This is a genomic window from Pseudomonas sp. W2I6 (assembly GCF_030815935.1).
Lineage (GTDB): Bacteria > Pseudomonadota > Gammaproteobacteria > Pseudomonadales > Pseudomonadaceae > Aquipseudomonas.
Window position 1 is genome coordinate 1,693,613 of the sequence record NZ_JAUSXJ010000001.1, and the last position, 18,552, is coordinate 1,712,164.

Here is an 18,552-nt window from a genome sequence, read left to right on the forward strand (position 1 = left end):
TCAGGCTCTCCCGAACAGGCCGTAAGGACGCACCAGGATCACCACGGCCATCGCACCGTAGATCATCAGGCTCGCGCCCTGGGGCCAGAGTGTGGTCATCAGGCTTTGCACCACGCCGACCAGCAGGCCGCCCACCAGTGCACCGCTGAAGGAACCCATGCCGCCGATCACCACCACCACGAACGCCACGCCGAGGATTTCCGGGCCGACAAAGGGCTGGGCGCCGCGCAACGGGGCGAACAGCACACCGGCCACACCGGCGAGGGCCACGCCGAGGGCGAAGGTCATGGAGAACAGGCGGAAAATGTTGGTGCCCAGCAGGGACACGGTTTCCGTGCTTTCACTGCCGGCCCGCACCAGGGCGCCGAAGCGCGTGCGTTCCAGCAACAGCCACAGGCCCAGGCCGACGAGGCCGGAGAACACGATCAGGAACAGGCGGTAGTAGGGGTAGACAAAATCGCCCACCACCAGCACCCCGCGCAGCAATTCCGGTACGGCGACGCTCTTGCCCACCGGGCCCCAGATCATCACGCTGGCTTCCTGGATGATCAGGGCAATCCCCAGGGTCACCAGAATCTGGAACATGTGCGGCAAGTGATAAATCCGCTGGATTAATAATCGCTCGATCACCCAGGCCAGCGCGGCCACCACCAGCGGCGCGATCAGCAGTGCCAGCCAGAAGCTGCCGGTGAGGCTGACGGCGGTGTAGCAGATGTAGGCACCCAGCAAAAAGAACGCACCGTGGGCGAAGTTGACGAAGTTCAGCAGGCCGAAAATGATCGTCAAGCCGACCGCGATCAGGAAGTAGATCATCCCAAGGCCCAGGCCGTTGAGAATCTGGAACAGGTAAAGATTAAGCATGCAGGAACCCTCGGCAGGTGGCCGCATGAGCGGCCCTGCGCTGTGTCACCAGTAGATTTTCAGCGGATCAGCCGAGCACGCAGCCCGTGGCTTCCACCGGCGGGAACGACTGGCCGGAGCTGAGCACCTTGGCCAGATCGTCCTTGTCGGCCATGTCGCCTGCGGCCTTGCCCACCAGCAGGTAGTAGTCCTTGATCACCTGATGGTCGCCGGCGCGGATCGACTCCTTGCCGGTGGGGCCTTCGTAGCTCAGGCCCTGCATGGCCTTGGCCACGGTCGGCCCGTCGAAACTGCCGGTGGAGATGATGGTTTCGAGCATGACCTTGGTGCTGATGTAGTCGGCGGCCAGCGGGTAAGTGGGGTTGATGCCGTATTTGGCCTTGGTGAGTTTCACCAGGTCACGGTTGAGCGGGGTGTCGACCTGATGCCAGTACTGAGCGCCGAGGTACACACCTTCCAGTACGTCACTGCCCAGCTCCTGGAACTGGTCGAGGCCGGCGGACCACACCAGCAGCACTTTCATGCGCTCCTTGATACCGAAGTTCACCGCCTGGCGCAGGGTGTTGGACGACTGGCTGCCGAAGTTCAGCAGCACCAGCACGTCGGGTTTGGCGGCGATGGCATTGGTCAGGTAGCCGGAGAACTCCTGCTCCTGCAGCGAGTGGTAGCTGTTGCCGGCGTGTTCCAGGCCATGCTCGGCCAGCACCGATTTGGCGCCTTCGAGCAGGGCTTCGCCGAACACGTATTGCGGGGTGATGGTGTACCAGCGCTTGGCGTCGGGCAGCAGCTTGATCAACGGCACGAGGGTCTCGCGGATCGCGCCGTAGGTCGGCACCGACCAGCGGAACGTGGCGCTGTTGCAGTCCTTGCCGGTGACTTCATCGGCGCCCACCGGGGTCATGAACACGCCACCGGCCTTGCTCACTTCCTTGGCCACCGCGAGTGCCGAAGACGACAGGGTACAGCCCTGGAAAAAGCGTGCGCCGTCCTGCTGGATCGCTTCCTGGACTTTACGCACGGCCTTGCCGGCGTTGCCTTCGGTGTCGATCACTTTGTAGACCAGCGGGCGGCCGAGCAACTCGGGATGCTGTTCCACCGCGAGGCGTGAACCCATGTCGGCAAATTTGCCATAACTGGCAAAGGCGCCAGACATGGACTTGAGGCCGTAAAAGGTAAAAGGCTCGGCGGCGAATGCAGAACGCACGCTCAGCGGGAGGCTGAGGGCGGCGGCTGCGGTGAGACTGGCTTTCAACAACGTACGACGCTGCATGGGGTGACTCCCTGGATTAGTTATTGGCAGGAGTGGCAATGGCGATACGGTGGAGCACGGCCTGTGGGCAGGCCTTTTATTGGTGGAGGGTGCGGTTTAGTGGTTGTGGTCGAACTCCAGTAGAAAGTGCGGGCTGACTTCACCTTCAAGGGCGGTCATGTGGTGTTCGGCGTCGCACATGTGTTCGTGCATCAGGCTGCGTACGGTGGCTTCGTCCTCGGCCCGGAAGGCGATCAGCAGTTGCTTGTGGTAGTCGAGGTTGGCGGCGTCGAATTGCTTGCGCTTGGGTTTGTAGGCTTTTTTCAGCACGACCAGGTCACGCAGCAGGTCGTTGAGGAATTGCGCCATGAAGCTCAGCAGCGGGTTGGGGCAGGCCTTGGCCAGCAGGTTGTGGAATTCCAGTTCGGCGATGCGTTGTTCGCGTTGGCCGGCTTCGCTGTCTTCGGGGGCGCTGCAGAAATCGACGTTGTCCTGGAGGGCGCGGTAGTCGTCTTCGCTCAGGCGGCCCAGGACCGAGACGGCGAGTTCGACTTCGATGACTTTGCGCAGCTGGTAGACCTGTTGGCCGTCCAGGTGCTGGAAGTGCAGGTAGTTGCGCAGGGCGCGGCTGGCGGGTTCGGTGCCGGCCTGGTTGAGATAGGCGCCGCCGCTGGGGCCGGTGCGGGTGTTGACCAGGCCTTCGACTTCCAGCGCCTTGAGGGCTTCGCGGGCGGAGCCTTTGGAGCACTGGAAGCTTTCCATCAGTTCGCGTTCGGTGGGCAAGCGGTCGCCGGGCTTCAGGGCGTCGGTGACGATGGAGCGTTTGACCGACTCGACGATCACGTCGGAGAGCTTCTGGCGTTTGCGGCGCAACGGGCGGCTTAGCATGGTGTTTGATTGATCCTATTAATGCGGATTAATAGTACTTAATAGGGGTTTGGGGTGGGGCGTCAACGGAGGGGGTCGCTTTTGGTTTGGATGGGTCGTAAATGGTGGGGGTGTGCATATCCGTTTCTTCGGTTATGGCTGATATTGGTTCCGCTCTTACAGCGGCTCACTTTTGAAAAGCGCAAAAGTAAGCAAAACGCTCTTGCCCCACCACTCGGCACCTCGCTTAGGCTCGGAGTGCCCTCACTCCGGCTTTGGACCGTGGGCCGCCGTCATGGGCCATCCTTGGCCCAGGACGGCTAACCCGGCGTCCTGCCGGGTTACCCACGCTCCAAAGCCTGCGTTCGGCCAGCGTGGTTTAACGGGGCGCCTAAGATCAAGATCAAAAGCAAGAGCACAGCGGCCTACCGGCCGGCTTGAGTGTTTAAAAGCCAAATCAAAAGCTATAGCGGGCACGGTCAAATGTGGGAGCTGGCTTGCCTGCGATGGCATCAACTGGGTGTACCTGATGCACCGAGTTGTCTGCATCGCAGGCAAGCCAGCTCCCACAGAAAAGCAGCTCTGCTTTTGATCTTGATCTGAGCGAACGCGGGTAGTGCAGAGCGGGTAAACCGGCAGGACGCCGTGACCGAAGAAACGGATATGTACACCCGCATGGCGCAGTAATTGCGTCCCCCCCAATCCAACCCCCCAAAAAAGGAGCACCCCCCATGCAACTACGCGCCTTGCGATATTTCCACGAGGTCGCCCGCTGCGCCTCCCTGCGTAAGGCTGCCGAACGTCTTTACGTCACCCCCACCGCCGTCAGCCGCCAGATCGAACACCTGGAACACTTCTTCGGCGCCGCCCTGATTGAGCGCGGCCCCCGCGGCATCCGCCTCACCGCCGAGGGCGAATGCCTGGCCGAACAAGTCACCTCAACCCTGCGCGGCCTCGACCAGGTACGCGAAGTCATCGCCAGCCGCCAAAGCCAGGTGGCCGGTAACATCAGCATCCATGTGTCAGAAAGTATCGTTTCCACCGTGCTCGCGCCGGTGCTCGCCACCTTCTACCGCGCCCACCCCAAGGTCACCTTCAACATCGTGATCGCCAGCGCCTCGGCCACCCTCGACGCCCTGTGCAGCGGCGAGGCGGACTTGGGCCTGGCGTTCTACCTGCAAGAGCGCGCCGACGTCGAAGTCACCGCCCACTGCCAGTTATGGCACCGGGTGCTGGTCAGCGCCGAACACCCCTTCGCCCAGCGCGACAGCATCGAATTGAGCGAACTGCAAGGCCAGCCCCTGGCGATTCCCGACTCGGCCTACGGCGTGCGCCAGGCCCTGGAAGTGGCGGCAAAAAAACGCGGCGTCACCCTCGAACCGGTGTTCACCACCAGCTCCCTGGAAGTGCAGAAGAGCCTGGCCCGGCAACGGGCAGCGGTGCTGATTTTGCCCCAGGTCGAGGCAGACGTGCGGGACCTGGGCGACGGACTGGTCGCCGTGCCGATCGCCGATGAAGACCTCGGCCGCATCCGCATCGACCTCTGCGTGTACCGCAACCGCCCCCGCTCGGTGGCGGTGCTCAAGTGCCAGGAAATGCTGGCGGGGGCGATGCAGCGTTGTTCGCTGAACTGAGCCTGAGCCTCAGAAGATGTTGATCGGCACATTGGCGACGAGGCGGAACTCATCGTAGCTGCCGTCAATCTGCCCGCCGCTGGCGCGATGGTTGTAGACGATGGTGCGCAGTACGGTGTTCTTGAGTGTTCCGGACTGAATCACATAGGCCAGCATCAAGCCGTTTTCGTTGTGCTTGGCGCCATCCAGGCTGCGCACGTTGTAGCCGGTGTTGTGGCCGTTGCGGTCGCCATCGTAATGGGTGCCGTCGATGTCCCAACCCTTGGCGTGCCACAGGCTGGCGGTGAGGCCGGGCACGCCGTAGGCGGCGAAGTCCAGGTCGTAGCGCAACTGCCAGGACTTTTCGTTGGGGCCGTTGTAGTCCGAGTACAGCGAGTTGGCCATGTAGTTGCCGGTGGACTCCCACACGTAGTCGAAGTATTCGTTGCCGAATACCTGCTGCCAGGCCAGGGTCAGGCTGTGGGCCAGGTGCGTGGCGGTGAAGGCCAGGCTGGCGGCGTTGTTGTCGATGTAGCCGAGGTTTTTGTCGCCCGAGTCACTGGTGTGGTAGTAGTTGAAGGCGGTCTTCAAGGCGATGTCGCTTTTGTCACCGATGCGGTGGGTCAGGCCGACGTAGGTCTGGTCCCACATGTCTTCGAAACGCGACGCGTAGACGCTGGCTTCCAGCCCGTAACCCGGTTTTACCGTGGCGCCCAGGTAGCTGATGCGTGCGCCGCTGTAGGCGCGGTTGCCGAAGGTGGTGGTGAGCTTTTCGGCGCCGGTGCCGGTGCGTGGAATCGCCCGCTCGAAGCTGCCGCCCTGCACCGACAGCCAGTCGAATTCGTTGCTGAACAAGCCCACGCCCTGGAAGCTGGAGGGCAGGGCGCGGTTGTCCTTGTAACGCAGGATCGGATTGTCGGTCATCAGCCGACCTGCCTTGATCTCGGTGCTCGACAGGCGCAAACGCACGTCGCCCACCCCCAGGCGGCTCCAGGTGGGAATCGCATCGCCGTCGCCGTCCACCAGCACCCGGTCGCCGCCATTGGCCACCTTGCCGTGCCCGCGCTCCAGGTTGACCGCGCTGAAGATCCCCGCATCCACGCCCACGCCAATCAGGCCCTGGGTGTAGCCGGAGCTGTACTTGAGCATGCTGGTCTGCACCCAGGTTTCCCGTACACGCGTGGGCTCGACGCCGCCGGCTTTCTTGATGCTCAAGTGGGTGGTGCGTTTGGTGTGCTGGTTGGAATAGTAGTGACGCAGGTTCAGGTCCAGGGTGCTGCCTTCGAGAAAGCCCGGTGCGCTGGCCTGGGCGTTTTCCTGGGCGAAAGCCTGGGTGCTGGACGCCAGGGTGACGGCCAGTAAAAGACGTGGATACATGGTAAATCCCCATACAAATCAGACGTAAGGCGACCGTCCCGGCAGGCCCTCAGGTGCTGCCGGTCGGTGGCGAAAAGACGCGGGACAGTGGGAAAAGGTATTCAGCGAACCGAAGCTTCTGCGAGCCGGGTTTCGCGGGCCGGGCTGCCGGGCAGCGGCGGACGGGTTTCCTTGGCGAACCAGGCGGCGGTGAGGCACACCAGGTTGGCGATCAGCAGGTACCAGACCGGCGACATCGGGTCGCCTGTGGTGCCGATCAGCCAGGTGATGATGATCTGCGCAGTGCCGCCAAACGCCGCCACACCGAAGGCGTAGACGATGGAGAAACCGGTGGAGCGCACGGATTTCGGGAAGCTTTCCACCAGCAACACGATCAGCGCCGCGCCACTCATGCCGTGCAGGCCCGAGAGTACCGCCAGGGTCAACAGGAAGGTCGCCGGGCTTGGGTGCTCGGTCATCAGTTGCAGGGCCGGGAATAAAATCAATAGCAACACCACCCGCGGTGTCATCAGGATCGTACGGCGCCCGAAGCGGTCGCAGAGCATGCCGCCAGCCACCGCGCACACGGCCATCGCGGCGCCGGCCACCAGGGTCGAGAGCATCGAAATGCTGGTGGGCAGCTTCAGTTCGGTGAGGGCGAAGGTGGTCATGTAGTTGAGGAAGTACTGGGTGATGGTGCTGCCGGAAAGGATCAGCAACCCCAGCACCAGTGCGCGCCGGTGCTTGCCGCAGACTTCCCGTACCAGGTCGCCGGTGCTGGTTTGCTCGCCGTGGCCGTGGAAGGTTTCGGCGAGGTTGCGGCGGATGTAGATGCCGATCGGCAACACCAGCAGGCCGAACACGAACGGCACGCGCCAGCCCCAGCTGTTGAGGTCTTCCGGGGACATGACCTTGGTCAGGGTGAACCCTACCAGCCCGGCCACCATGGCTGCGACGCCCTGGGCGACTACTTGCCAGCAGGCGTAGGTCCCGCGTTTGTGGGGTGGCGCCGCTTCGAGGATGTAGGTGGTGGCGGGGCCGGCTTCACCGCCCCAGGCCAGGCCCTGGATCATGCGGGTGAGTACCAGCAGGATCGGCGCCGCGATACCGATGGTCTCGTAACCGGGCAATATCGCGATGCTGCCGGTGCCCACGGCCATCATCACCAGGGTCAACAGCATCGCCGGTTTGCGCCCGACGCGGTCGGCGTAGGCGCCGATCAGTACTGCGCCCAGGGGCCGGACGATAAAGCCGATACCGAACGCCGTGACCGACAGCATCAGGCTGACGAAGGCGCTGTCGGACGGGAAGAACGTGTGGCCGATCATCACCGCAAAGGTTGCGTACACACCAAAGTCGAAAAACTCCACGGCGTTGCCCAGGACCACGGCGAAGATGCTCTTTTTGCCGGCGTCCGGGGACGGTGTTTCGGGTGCGTGATCAGGATCGGATCGTGTCAATTGCTCAGTGTGCATACCAGCCCCTCGATTTTAGTTATAGGTCGTCCGAGCTCCAGGCCAAGAGGGCCCGGAGCTGGCGTGTGGGTGGGCAGTTCTTACAGCGTCAAAAGTCAGGAAGGATTCGGCCAGTGGTGGATTGCGCCACGCCAGCTCTCGTAGGTTTTAGCGATTTGCAGAAGCCATTGATCGGCAAAACGCGGGGCAATCATCTGCAGGCCGATGGGCATGCCATCGGCGGCGAAACCGCAGTTGATCGACAATGCCGGTTGCTCGCCCATGTTCCACGGCACCGTGAACACGATGTGTTCGAACGGCAGTTGCGGGTTGTTGCTCGGTGATGGCCACTCGGCCGGGAACGCATTGACCTGGTTGGTGGGGGACAGCACCAGGTCGAGTTCGGTGAACACCTGCGCGGCGCGGCGGCGCATTTCAAAGGTCTGGTTGAAACCCTTTACGGCTTGTACGCCGCTGATCTCGGCGCCCGGCGCGGCCCAGTCGCGGATGTACGGCAAGACCTTGTCGAACTGCTCGCTGCTCAGGGCCGACAAATCGCCCCACTGGCGGGCGCGCCAGAAATGGTCGAGGCCATCGAGTTGTGCGCGGTCCATGATTGGCGGGATCAGCGTGACTTTGGCGCCGTGGGCTTCGAACAGCCGTGCGGCTTGCTCCACGGCTTCACACACGAAGCCCTCAGGCTGCATGCCTGCGCCGGGTTCAAGCATCAGGCCGACGCGCAGGCCCCTGACCGACAGCGGCTGGTTACTCCACTGGGTGGTGAGCGGCGGAAGGCTGGTGGCATCGCGGGCATCGGGGCGGGCCAGGTGTTGCATCAACAGCACGCAATCATCGACGGTGCGGGTCATGGGCCCGGCGGCGCGGCCGGTGTAGTACGGGTCGATGGGGATGCGCCCCAGGGTCGGCTTGAATCCCACCAAGCCGCACCAGGCGGCGGGCAGGCGCACCGAGCCACCGATGTCGGTGCCCACGTGCAGCGGGCCGTAACCGGCGGCGGCCGCTGCGGCGGCACCGGAGCTGGAACCGCCGGTGTTGTTGGCGGTGTTCCACGGGTTGCGGGTGATGCCGTGGAAGCTCGACAGGCCGGAAGACAGCATGCCGAAGTCCGGGTTGGTGGTCTTGGCCAGGATTATCGCGCCCGCTTCACGCATGCGGGCTGCGGGCGGTGCGTCCCTGAGGGCCGGGGTCAGGCGGGTAGCCGCGCTGCCGAGGGGAATGGGCACGCCTTCGGTGGCGATCAATTCCTTGAGAGTCACCGGTACGCCATCAAGGGCGCCGTTGGGTTGGCCCTTGTTCCAGCGTTCGGTGGAGGCCTGGGCCTGCTGACGCACCTGTTGCGGGTCGAAGGCATAGAGCGCGTTGATCTGCGGCTCCCAGCGGTCGATGTGGGCCAGGAGTTGGTCGTAGTAGTCGATGGGCGCGAGTTGCCGGCTGGCAAATTGCGCCAGCAGTTCGGCGGCCGTAAGGGTATGCAGGTCAGTCATCGAACGCTTCCTTGTGATGGGCCGGCTGGCTCATGGCGGGTTGCAGTAGGAACGACTATATAAACCCCGGTGTGAAGCGGCCATCACAATCGGTGCAGTTCAGTGTTGCGTTTTTGTGTGCACTGAACCCCGAGGCGCAGCCCCTGGATTATTTCAAAACCTCAGGCGCAGGCGCTTGAGGCTTTTGTCGTACGGATGGAGCGGTGATTGAAGAACGGCTCCTGTCGAGGTGGGTGGTTCGTTCGAGCGTGTGAAGTGTTCCAGGTGGTGAAGTCGAAGCGAGTGACGGAGACTACGTTTTCCTGGATGAGCATGATGGGGGCAGGGTGGCTGTTGTCTGAATAACGCGTGCCCAGGTTGACTTCCAGTGTGTCCTTGTCACGGTAGCCGCTGAGCAGGGGCAGAAGAGTGAAGGTGTGGTCCATTCCTTCTGACTCGGTGGGCATGCCCACGAATACGACAATGCCGACATACACCTTTCGATCGTTCAAGCTGAACATGCAAGGCGTGTACTTCTGGATGGATTCTTTGAGCAGGTATTTGAAAGGCGTGCCTTCAAGGATGTTCAAGGCGAGCCGGCAGTTGAGTTGTTCATCGGATTTCAACTTCAGCTGTTTTTTCTTCGCGTTGACATACAGTCTCGCCCAGAGAGAAGGAATGACCAGGGTGGTCAAACCGGTCTGCAGCCAAAAAACCCAAAGTGCGGCATTCTTTTTGTTGGCAATATCGAGCTCTACCAACAGGGCGCCAAGATAGCTGCCGTAGTCTGTTGCAACCTCACGACCTGCAAATGCCAGAGTCAAGGCACTTGCCAGGCTAGCGACGACCAGGCAAACCAGCCCCAGTCGCGCAACCTGTAGATAGAGTAACTGCCCTTCAAAACGATGCAGCCGGCAGTAGTAATAGGGATGCTTGATACACGCCAGATAACCGCTGACCAGTAACGGGAAAATGATCAGCAGGCCCATGAATCATTGGCCTCCATTTTGCGGACTTGGCGAATTGCTTCCTTGTAGGCCTCGGATTCCATGACTTCTTCGGCGGAGACTGAAATACCCCATTCTCCCTCAATCCTCATGGTTCTTTTTGACTTGATGGCTTCCACCGTATCCAAGTCATCCTGAGTCGGCTTACCGGCAAACAACGAATACAATCCAAACATGGCGACGACCTCGAAAAGATGTAGTCGTTTTTATAGCAAGCGGCCTTGACCCCCGCCATTGATGGCCGGCGTGCCAGCGTCGCCAGTTCCCGTAGGAAACGTCTCCATTCACTCCAACGGTCTAAAACGTCGGCGGCGTAATCACCCAGATCACCACCGCATCCACCTTTCCGGGGTTGCCATAGCGATGGGGCTCACTGCTGGGGAAGCTGAAACTGTCGCCTTCAACCAGCTGAAAATGCCGCTCGCCCACCCATAACTCAAACGTTCCGCTCAACACATAACCCGCCTCTTCACCCTCATGGCTATAGCTCTGCTGGCTATAGGTGCCCGGTGGAAAGCGCGAGTGCAGCATCTCCAATTGATGATTGGGCAGGGGCGTCAGCAACTGGTCGACGATCCCGTCCTCATAGTGAATGCTCTGGCGATTGTTCCTGCGCACCACAAAACCTTCATCCTCCGCTGCCGGCGTGGTCTCGCTGGCAAAAAACCACTGGATCGTCACCCCCAGGCTGCGGGCAATGTTGAACAGGGCCGGGATCGACGGGTAGGCGAGGTTGCGTTCCAGTTGGCTGATATAACCGGCCGTCAATTCGCTCATCTGCGCCAATTCGGTAAGCGTCATGCCCCGGGCCTTGCGCAAGCCGCGGATGCGGGTGCCGAGAAACAGCTGTGGAGGTTGGTCGTTCAAATGTCCCACGCTACTTTCAATCCTTCATAAATCGCCTCTTCGGCGGTACGCGGCGCCAGGCAATCGCCGATCCGCGTGAACGCCACAAGGCCTTCCAGTTCTGCGCCCAGAGTGTCCACCGGCTGGTGGCCCTGGCACAACACCAGGGTGTCGATATTTTCCAGCAGCATCGGCTCGCCGCTGGCGGTGTGTTGCAGGTAGACGGTAGTGTCGTCGCAGCCGTACAAACGGGCGTAAGGGATGATCGGAATGCCCAGCCGATGCAGTTCGCCGGCCAGTTGGTCACGTACGTACAACGGCAGGTTTTCCCCGCAATGGGTACCGTTCACCGCCAGCTGCACCTGATGGCCGGCACGGGTGAGGCGCTCGGCAATGCCCGGGCCGATCCAGTCGCAACGCCAGTCCACCACGACCACCGAACGGCCCAGTTGCACCTCATCGCGCAGTACTTGCCAGGCATCCACCACCTGTAGCTCGCCGCCGCGTTCGAAGGCCGGCCAGTAGGGCTCGGCGCCGGTGGCGATGATCACCCTGTCAGGTTGTTCGCGTTCCACCAATGCGCGGTCGACGCGGGTGTTGCGCACCACGCGGACCCCGGCCAGTTCCATCTCGCGCTGCAGGTTGGTACTGGCGCCGCCGAACTCGCTGCGTCGGGGCAGTAACTGCGCCAGAAGCACCTGGCCGCCCAATTGGGCACTGGCTTCATACAAGGTCACCTCATGTCCGCGCTGCGCCGCCACCGCTGCCGCTTTCATCCCTGCCGGGCCGCCACCGGCGACCATGATCCGCTGGCGTCGCAGTGCCGGTTGCAGTTGGCCAAACTGCAATTCGCGGCCGGTCTCGGGATGCTGGATGCAGGAGATCGGCAGGCCTTTGTGGAAGTGGCCGATGCACGCCTGATTGCAGGCGATGCACGCCCGTACATCCTCGGCATGGCCGCTTGAGGTCTTGGCCGGCATGCGCGGGTCGCAGATCAGTGCGCGGGTCATGCCGCACACATCGGCCTGGCCGCGTTGCAGCATCAATTCGGCCTCCTGGGGCTGGTTGATGCGCCCGGTAACGAACAGCGGAATCGACAGGTGCGTCTTGAACGTCGCCGCTTCTGCCGCCAGGTACGCCGGGGCAATCGCCATGGGCGGCACGATATGGATCGCGCCGCCGAGGGAGGCCGAGGTGCCGGCGACGATGTGCACGTAATCCAGGTGTGATTGCAGCTGTTGCACGGCGGCCAGGGAATCCTCTTCGGTCAGGCCTTCGGGGTCGCGTTCATCGGCAGAAATGCGCAGGCCGATGATGAAGTGCTCGTCGGTTTCGGCACGCACCGTGGCGATGATTTCCCGCAGGAAACGCAGGCGTTGTTCCAGCTCGCCGTTGTAGCCGTCGGTGCGGCGATTCACCCGCGGGTTGAGAAATTGCGCGGGCAGGTAACCATGGCTGGCGACCACTTCCACACCGTCAATCCCGGCCTGATACAGGCGCCTTGCCGCAGCGCCGTAGCCGGCGACGATCTCGTCGATCATTGTCTGGTCAAGGGCGCGCGGCATCACCCGGAAGCGTTCGTTGGGCACCCCGGAAGCCGAGTAAGCCACCGCCAGCAAACCGTCGGCCGACTCCATGATTTCCCGCCCCGGATGGAAAATCTGCGACAGCACCACGGTGCCGTGGGCGTGGCAGGTTTCGGCCAGTCGGCGATAGCCGTCGATGCAGCTGTCATCGGTGGCCATCAGCACATGGGAGGTGTAGCGGGCGCTGTCGTGCACCCCGGCCACCTGCAACACAATCAGCCCCACGCCGCCTTCGGCGCGTGCCCGGTGGTAGGCGATCAACTGCTCGTTGACCTGGTTGTCGGTGGGCATCGAGGTGTCGTGCCCGCTGGACATGATGCGATTTTTCAGGCGTTTGCCGCGCAGTACCAGCGGTTCAAAAAGATGCGGAAAGGCATGGGGCGACATGGTGCGGATACTCCAGGCGCTGTTGTTATTATTTTTCTATAGGAGGTCAGCCTCAGTAAAAAATCAACTTGTTTTTTTACTGGCGACTGGATTAGCGTCAGCCACATCACCCACCCGCCTGGAGAATAAAAATGCCTGGGGCCACCGAACGACAGCTGCGCGAAGAGCTTGCCGCCTGCTACCGGCTGATCGCGCACTTTCGCATGAGCGATTTGATTTTCACCCATATCTCGGTGCGTATCCCGGGGCCCGAGCATCACTTTTTGATCAACCCCTATGGGCTGATGTTCGAGGAGATCACCGCCTCCAGCCTGGTGAAGATCGGCCTGGACGGACGTGCGGTCGAGGCTTCGGCCCATGGCGTCAACCCGGCGGGGTTTGTGATTCACAGCGCGATTCACGGCGCCCGCGAAGATGCGCAGTGCGTGCTGCACACCCACACCCGCGCCGGCTGTGCGGTGGCGGCCCTGGAATGCGGGCTGTTGCCGGTGAACCAGATTTCCATGGAGTTCTACGGCAAGGTCGCCTACCACGACTACGAAGGCGTGGCGCTGGACATGGACGAGCAACAGCGACTGGTGCGCGACCTCGGCGACAAGCCGGTGTTGATGCTGCGCAACCATGGTTTGTTGACGGTAGGGGAGACGGTCAGCCAGGCGTTCCTGCGCATGTATTACCTGGAGAAGGCCTGCGATATCCAGATCGCCGCCCAGGCGTGCGGCAAGCTGATCCTGCCGCCTGCGCACGTGTGTGAGTACACCGAGCGGCAGTTCAATGAGCCAGGCCGGCCACTGGAAGAGGGCGAACTGGCAGACCCGGACGCCATGCAACTGGCATGGGCGGCATTGCTGCGGTTACTGGATCGGGTGTCGCCGGGGTTCCGGGAGTGAGGTAGAGTCGTCCAGCCGACTCAACCCAAGGACACCGCCTCATGACCCAGGAATCCCGTTTCTCCCGCATGGAACCGGAGTTGCGCAAGGCCAATCTGGTGCAGGCGACGTTGGCCTGCCTCAAGCGCGACGGCTTCCAGGGCGCGTCGATCCGCAAGATCAGCGCCGAGGCCGGGGTGTCGGTGGGGCTGATCAGTCATCACTACTCGGGCAAGGATGAGCTGGTGGCCGAGGCCTATCGGTCAATCACCCGGCAGGTCATGGACCTGCTGCGGGATGCGATGGCCAAGGCGCCGCCCAGTCCGCGGGAGCGGCTGTCGGCGTTCTTCCGCGGCTCGTTCTCCCCCGAATTGCTCGACCCGCAACTGCTGGATGCCTGGCTGGTGTTCTGGGGGGCGGTCAAGACGGCCCCGGCGATCAACCAGGCCCACGAACACTCCTATGGCGAGTACCGCACCATCATGCGTTCGGCCTTGGTGGACATGGCCGGGGAGGAGGGCTGGAAGCAGTTCGATGCCGATTTGGCGGCCATCGCCTTGAGCGCCTTGCTCGACGGCTTGTGGCTGGAATCGGGGCTCAATCCCGGCACCTTCACCCCGGAGCAGGGCATCCAGATCTGCGAAGCCTGGGTCGATGGCTTGCAGTCGGGCGGGCGCAAGCGCTTCCAGATCAAACCCTGAACTGACGATTCCGCGCCGCCTGGACGCAATGTCCGGGCCGGCATTTTCCCCTCGAAAAATATTTGCAGTTACCCGATTGCCTCCTTACTGAACACTCGTTTAGTATCGCCCCATGTCGCACCCCTCAAGCCAATTAAAATAATTCGAGGATTCCATGACTACAGATCCGTCCGTGCTCACTCAGGTGCAGGCAGGCGTTGCCTGGATCACCCTCAATCGCGGCCCCCAGCGCAACGCCCTGGACATCCCGACCCTCAAGCACCTGCATGCCTTGCTGGACGGTTTCAACCGCGACCCGGCTGTGCGCGTGGTGGTACTGACCGGCAGTGGTCGCAGCTTCTGCGCCGGTGCCGACCTTGCCGAATGGGCCGATGCCGAAGCCCGTGGCGCCCTCGAAACCTACGGCTGGACCGAAACCGCCCACGCCCTGATGACCCGCCTGCACACCCTCGACAAACCTACCCTCGCCGCCATCAATGGCACGGCGGTCGGTGCCGGCATGGACCTCACCCTGTGCTGCGACCTGCGCGTCGCCGCGCAATCGGCACGCTTCAAGGCCGGCTACACCAGCATGGCCTACTCGCCGGACGCCGGCGCCAGCTGGCATCTGCCGCGCCTGATCGGCAGCGAGCAAGCCAAGCGCCTGCTGTTCCTCGATGAATTGTGGAGCGCCGACCGCGCCCTGGCCGCCGGGCTGGTGGGCGAAGTCGTTGCCGACGAGCAACTGCATACCCACGTCGCCGAGCTGGCCACGCGCCTGGCCAACGGCCCGACCTTTGCGTTTGCCCAGACCAAAACCCTCATCCGCGAAGGCGCCGGGCGCAGCCTGCCCGAGCAGCTCCAGGCGGAACTCGCCGCCGGCCTGCTGTGTGGACGCAGCGCCGACGGTGCTGAAGCCCTGCGCGCCTCGATGGAAAAGCGCCCACCGAACTTCTCCGGCAACTGATTCCCCTTCAAAACACCCTCGAACGATCGACAGGTAGCGCCATGAATTTCCAGCCCAGCCAAGAACAAGACATGTTGGTGGACGCGGTACGCAGTTTTGTTGCCAAGGAGTTGTTGCCCCACGAGGAGGCGGTGGACCGCGCCGATGAAGTTTCGCCGGAGCTTGCCGCGCAGATTCGTGACAAGGCCATCGCTGCCGGTTTCTATGCCTTCAACATGCCGGAAGACGTCGGCGGTGGCGGCCTGGATTACCTGTCACAGGCGTTGATCGAGCGTGAGTTGTCGAAAGTCTCCTGGGCGCTGCATGTGTTTGTCGCCCGGCCGTCGAAAATCCTCATGGCCTGCACCGGCGCGCAGATTGGCGAGTACCTGTTGCCGTGCGTGCAGGGCAAGAAGATCGACTGCTTTGCCCTGACCGAACCGGGTGCCGGTTCCGACGCCAATGCGATCAAGACCCGCGCCGTGCGCAGCGGTGATGACTTTGTGCTCAATGGCAGCAAGCACTTTATCAGCCACGCCGGCCACGCGGATTTCGCCATCGTGTTTGCCGTTACCGACACCTACGAACACAACGGTCGCCAACGCAATGCCGTGACCTCGTTCCTGGTGGACCGTGGCACGCCGGGCATGACCATTCGCCGGGGCCCCAAGTGCGTCAGCAACCGCGGCTACCACACTTATGAAATGTTCTTCGACGACTGCCGCGTACCAGCCTCCAACGTCCTCGGCGAAGTCGGCAAAGGTTGGGAAGTCGCCAATGCCTGGCTGACCGCAGGCCGGGTGATGGTGGCTGCCAACTGCGTCGGCCAGGCCCAGCGTGCGCTGGACGTTTCCCTGCAATGGGCGGCCGACCGCAAGCAGTTCGGCCAGCCCATCGGCACCTACCAAGGCATCTCGTTCAAGCTCGCCGACATGGCCACGCAAATCCGTGCGGCCGAACTGCTGACCCTGAACACCGCCTGGAAAATGGACCAGGGCACCATGACCGACGGCGAGGCCGGCATGGCCAAGTTGTTTGCCAGCGAAGTACTGGGCAAGGTTGCCGATGAAGCAGTGCAGATCTATGGCGGTATGGGTTTGATGGACGAAGGCCCGGTGGAGCGCATCTGGCGCAACGCGCGGATCGAGCGGATCTGGGAAGGCACTTCGGAAATCCAGCGCCACATTATTGCCCGCGAACTGTTGCGGCCACTGTTGCGTTGATCGGGTCGGAGAACGCTTATGTCCCAGGCTATCCGCGACAATCTCAAGCGCCTGCTGGCGCCCCGTCACCTGGCATTCGTCGGTGGGCGCAGCATGGCCCGTGCCCTCAAGCGCTGCGCCGAGGGTGGTTTTGCCGGCCAGATGTGGCTGGTCAACCCGCAACATGACAGCCTCGATGGCGTTCCCTGCGTGCGTCGCGTGGCCGATTTGCCGTGCGGTCCGGACGCGGTGTTTATCGCTACCAATCGCGAGCTGACCCTGACCTGTGTCGCCGAACTGGCGGCCATTGGCACCGGTGGCGCCATCTGCTACGCCTCCGGGTTTGCCGAAACCGGCGCCGAGGGCCAAGCCTTGCAGCAACAACTGCTCAAGGCCGCTGGCGAGATGGCACTGCTGGGCCCCAATTGCTATGGCCTGCTGGATTACCTGCACAGCTCGGCGTTGTGGCCGGTGGCCCATGGCGGCAAGCCGGTCGAGAAGGGCGTTGCGGTGCTGACCCAGAGCGGCAACTTTGCCTACAACCTGTCCATGAGCGACCGTTCGCTGCCGGTGGCCTATATGGCGTCGGTGGGCAACCAGGCGCAGTTGGGGGTTGCCGAGTTGATGGACGTGCTGCTCGACGAGCCGCGCGTTACAGCGATTGGCTTGCACCTGGAAGGCTTGAAGAATGTGCCGGGGTTCGCCCGTGCGGCCCACAAGGCCCTGGAAAAAGGCATTCCGATCATCGCCCTGAAAACCGGGGTGTCACAGATCGGCGCCGAGTTGGCTTTGAGTCATACCAGTTCGTTGTCGGGTTCCGATGCGCTGTACGACAGTCTGTTCGCGCGCCTGGGTGTGATCCGGGTCAGCGGGCCGGTGAGTTTTGTCGAGACCCTGAAGGCGGCGGCCTGCGGTAATCTGCCGGCGGGCAACAGCCTGATCGCCCTGGCTTGTTCCGGTGGTGATGCCGGGTTGATTGCCGACTACGCCGAGCGCAACGATTTGAGCCTGCCGAAGCTCGACGAAGGCCAGCGTGAAGAGTTGGCGCAGGTGCTGCCCAGCTACGCCAACCTGGTCAACCCGCTGGATTTCACCACGGCCATCTGGGGCAACAGCGACGCGCTTAATACGATGCTCGACACGGCACTGCGCACCGAAGCGGATGCGGCAATGCTGGTGCTCGACTACCCGGCGGAATTTACCGGTGAGCGCAAGGAGTGCGACCTGCTGCTGGAGCTGTTTTGCAGCGCACTGGCTCGTCACGGCAAGACTGGCTTTGTCACCTCGGCATTTCCCGAATTGCTCCCGGCCCACGCTCGCGAGCACCTGCATGCCCAGGGCGTTGCCGCGTTGCAAGGCGTGGAAGATGCGCTGGCGGCCTGGGGCCGGATTGCCGACTATCAAGACAATCGCCGGGCGTTGTTGGCGCGGGGTGAGTCGATACTGGTGCCGCTGTGCCCGCAAGCGCTTGAACAACACGGACAGTCGCTGGATGAATGGGATTCCAAGCAGGCTTTACGGGCTTTCGGCCTGACCACGCCAGCCGGTGTCTTGAGCACTCCCGAGCGGGCCATCGCCGATGCCAAAGTGCTGGGTTACCCGCTGGTACTCAAGGCCGTCAGTGCCGACTTGCCGCATAAAACCGAAGCCGGCGCCGTGGCGCTCAACCTGCAGGACGGCTTCGCCTTGACTGCTGCCCTGGCTCATATGCGCGAGCAAATCGCCGCTTATGCGCCGGATGTGCCGTTCGATCAGCTGCTGCTGGAGTCCATGGCTACGCCGCCGCTGGCCGAGCTGATTGTGGGCATCAAGCGCGAAAACGACTTCGGCCTGGCGCTGGTGATCGGCGCTGGTGGAATCCTCGTGGAGTTGCTCAAGGACAGCCGCAGCCTGCTGCTGCCCACCACCGACGACGCAATCCGCAACGCCTTGCTCGGCCTGCGCAGCGCCGCATTGCTGCAAGGCTTTCGCGGACGGGAAGTGGCCGACATGGAAGCCCTGGTGGCGGCGATTCGTGCGGTGGCCGACTATGCCTGCGCCAACGCCGGGCAGTTGCTGGAACTCGATGTAAACCCATTGCTGGTCAATGCCCGGGGCGCCACGGCGGTCGATGCATTGATCCGTCTCGCCCAGGCGTGAAGGAGA

The 18,552-nt window shown here is 62.6% G+C and carries 16 protein-coding genes; 6 read left to right on the forward strand and 10 right to left on the reverse strand.

Annotation, left to right across the window (positions count from 1 at the left end):
* The 3 genes from QF039_RS08050 to QF039_RS08060 all read right to left on the reverse strand — a co-directional run bounded on the left by QF039_RS08050 (position 1) and on the right by QF039_RS08060 (position 2,998).
* Entirely contained in the window at positions 1-861 is an 861-nt protein-coding gene (locus QF039_RS08050) for a branched-chain amino acid ABC transporter permease (RefSeq protein ID WP_003215751.1), read from the reverse strand.
* Positions 862-928: 67 nt separating this feature from the next.
* Entirely contained in the window at positions 929-2,131 is a 1,203-nt protein-coding gene (locus QF039_RS08055) for an ABC transporter substrate-binding protein (protein WP_003215749.1), read from the reverse strand.
* A gap of 96 nt (positions 2,132-2,227) precedes the next feature.
* Positions 2,228-2,998: a FadR/GntR family transcriptional regulator gene (locus tag QF039_RS08060; RefSeq protein ID WP_008430577.1), complete on the reverse strand. Its 771-nt coding sequence runs from the start codon at positions 2,996-2,998 to the stop codon at positions 2,228-2,230.
* A gap of 710 nt (positions 2,999-3,708) precedes the next feature.
* On the opposite strand from QF039_RS08060, the gene QF039_RS08065 reads away from it, so the two are divergent.
* Complete coding sequence (locus QF039_RS08065) at positions 3,709-4,611, forward strand: LysR family transcriptional regulator (RefSeq protein ID WP_003208975.1); 903 nt, start codon at positions 3,709-3,711, stop codon at positions 4,609-4,611.
* 9 nt (positions 4,612-4,620) lie between these two features.
* Here the strand turns inward: QF039_RS08065 and QF039_RS08070 are convergent, their stop codons facing one another.
* The 7 genes from QF039_RS08070 to QF039_RS08100 all read right to left on the reverse strand — a co-directional run bounded on the left by QF039_RS08070 (position 4,621) and on the right by QF039_RS08100 (position 12,710).
* A complete protein-coding gene (locus tag QF039_RS08070; protein WP_307517307.1) occupies positions 4,621-5,967 on the reverse strand; it encodes an OprD family outer membrane porin in 1,347 nt (448 codons plus the stop codon).
* Positions 5,968-6,068: 101 nt separating this feature from the next.
* The gene (locus QF039_RS08075; protein WP_003208972.1) at positions 6,069-7,421 is read right to left on the reverse strand and encodes a citrate-proton symporter; all 1,353 of its coding nucleotides are present in this window, start codon (positions 7,419-7,421) and stop codon (positions 6,069-6,071) included.
* Positions 7,422-7,516: 95 nt separating this feature from the next.
* On the reverse strand, positions 7,517-8,905 hold the full coding sequence (locus QF039_RS08080) for an amidase (RefSeq protein WP_008436038.1): 1,389 nt from the start codon (positions 8,903-8,905) through the stop codon (positions 7,517-7,519).
* A 161-nt stretch (positions 8,906-9,066) separates the two neighbouring features.
* The gene (locus QF039_RS08085) at positions 9,067-9,873 is read right to left on the reverse strand and encodes a hypothetical protein (protein ID WP_307517312.1); all 807 of its coding nucleotides are present in this window, start codon (positions 9,871-9,873) and stop codon (positions 9,067-9,069) included.
* A complete protein-coding gene (locus tag QF039_RS08090) occupies positions 9,861-10,067 on the reverse strand; it encodes a hypothetical protein (protein ID WP_063028939.1) in 207 nt (68 codons plus the stop codon). The genes QF039_RS08085 and QF039_RS08090 overlap by 13 nt, the downstream gene beginning before the upstream one ends.
* 121 nt (positions 10,068-10,188) lie before the next feature.
* Positions 10,189-10,767 (reverse strand): helix-turn-helix domain-containing protein, encoded by a 579-nt coding sequence (locus QF039_RS08095; RefSeq protein WP_238544244.1) that lies wholly within the window; start codon positions 10,765-10,767, stop codon positions 10,189-10,191.
* Positions 10,755-12,710 carry an FAD-dependent oxidoreductase gene (locus QF039_RS08100; RefSeq protein ID WP_177040166.1) on the reverse strand — a complete coding sequence of 652 codons (1,956 nt, stop codon included), beginning with the start codon at positions 12,708-12,710 and terminating at the stop codon, positions 10,755-10,757. The genes QF039_RS08095 and QF039_RS08100 overlap by 13 nt, the downstream gene beginning before the upstream one ends.
* Positions 12,711-12,841: 131 nt before the next feature.
* On the opposite strand from QF039_RS08100, the gene QF039_RS08105 reads away from it, so the two are divergent.
* From QF039_RS08105 to QF039_RS08125, 5 genes are all read left to right on the forward strand, one after another.
* Entirely contained in the window at positions 12,842-13,600 is a 759-nt protein-coding gene (locus QF039_RS08105) for a class II aldolase/adducin family protein (protein ID WP_177022036.1), read from the forward strand.
* Between the two features lie 41 nt (positions 13,601-13,641).
* A complete protein-coding gene (locus tag QF039_RS08110; RefSeq protein WP_003208961.1) occupies positions 13,642-14,280 on the forward strand; it encodes a TetR family transcriptional regulator C-terminal domain-containing protein in 639 nt (212 codons plus the stop codon).
* A 154-nt stretch (positions 14,281-14,434) separates the two neighbouring features.
* Positions 14,435-15,226, forward strand: a complete 792-nt coding sequence (locus tag QF039_RS08115; RefSeq protein ID WP_023658721.1) for an enoyl-CoA hydratase/isomerase family protein — start codon at positions 14,435-14,437, stop codon at positions 15,224-15,226.
* A gap of 41 nt (positions 15,227-15,267) precedes the next feature.
* On the forward strand, positions 15,268-16,428 hold the full coding sequence (locus QF039_RS08120; protein ID WP_307517322.1) for an acyl-CoA dehydrogenase family protein: 1,161 nt from the start codon (positions 15,268-15,270) through the stop codon (positions 16,426-16,428).
* 18 nt (positions 16,429-16,446) lie between these two features.
* Positions 16,447-18,546: an acetate--CoA ligase family protein gene (locus QF039_RS08125; protein WP_307517324.1), complete on the forward strand. Its 2,100-nt coding sequence runs from the start codon at positions 16,447-16,449 to the stop codon at positions 18,544-18,546.
* The last annotated feature ends 6 nt before the right edge of the window (positions 18,547-18,552 follow it).

Excerpts from the sequence above, each read along its gene's own strand:
- QF039_RS08110 (WP_003208961.1), top strand. The coding sequence starts at position 13,642 with ATGACCCAGGAATCCCGTTTCTCCCGCATGGAACCGGAGTTGCGCAAG.
- QF039_RS08090 (WP_063028939.1), bottom strand. The coding sequence starts at position 10,067 with ATGTTTGGATTGTATTCGTTGTTTGCCGGTAAGCCGACTCAGGATGAC.
- QF039_RS08085 (WP_307517312.1), bottom strand. The coding sequence starts at position 9,873 with ATGGGCCTGCTGATCATTTTCCCGTTACTGGTCAGCGGTTATCTGGCG.
- QF039_RS08050 (WP_003215751.1), bottom strand. The coding sequence starts at position 861 with ATGCTTAATCTTTACCTGTTCCAGATTCTCAACGGCCTGGGCCTTGGG.
- QF039_RS08125 (WP_307517324.1), top strand. The coding sequence starts at position 16,447 with ATGTCCCAGGCTATCCGCGACAATCTCAAGCGCCTGCTGGCGCCCCGT.
- QF039_RS08100 (WP_177040166.1), bottom strand. The coding sequence starts at position 12,710 with ATGTCGCCCCATGCCTTTCCGCATCTTTTTGAACCGCTGGTACTGCGC.
- QF039_RS08055 (WP_003215749.1), bottom strand. The coding sequence starts at position 2,131 with ATGCAGCGTCGTACGTTGTTGAAAGCCAGTCTCACCGCAGCCGCCGCC.
- QF039_RS08070 (WP_307517307.1), bottom strand. The coding sequence starts at position 5,967 with ATGTATCCACGTCTTTTACTGGCCGTCACCCTGGCGTCCAGCACCCAG.
- QF039_RS08115 (WP_023658721.1), top strand. The coding sequence starts at position 14,435 with ATGACTACAGATCCGTCCGTGCTCACTCAGGTGCAGGCAGGCGTTGCC.
- QF039_RS08065 (WP_003208975.1), top strand. The coding sequence starts at position 3,709 with ATGCAACTACGCGCCTTGCGATATTTCCACGAGGTCGCCCGCTGCGCC.
- QF039_RS08080 (WP_008436038.1), bottom strand. The coding sequence starts at position 8,905 with ATGACTGACCTGCATACCCTTACGGCCGCCGAACTGCTGGCGCAATTT.
- QF039_RS08060 (WP_008430577.1), bottom strand. The coding sequence starts at position 2,998 with ATGCTAAGCCGCCCGTTGCGCCGCAAACGCCAGAAGCTCTCCGACGTG.
- QF039_RS08105 (WP_177022036.1), top strand. The coding sequence starts at position 12,842 with ATGCCTGGGGCCACCGAACGACAGCTGCGCGAAGAGCTTGCCGCCTGC.
- QF039_RS08075 (WP_003208972.1), bottom strand. The coding sequence starts at position 7,421 with ATGCACACTGAGCAATTGACACGATCCGATCCTGATCACGCACCCGAA.
- QF039_RS08120 (WP_307517322.1), top strand. The coding sequence starts at position 15,268 with ATGAATTTCCAGCCCAGCCAAGAACAAGACATGTTGGTGGACGCGGTA.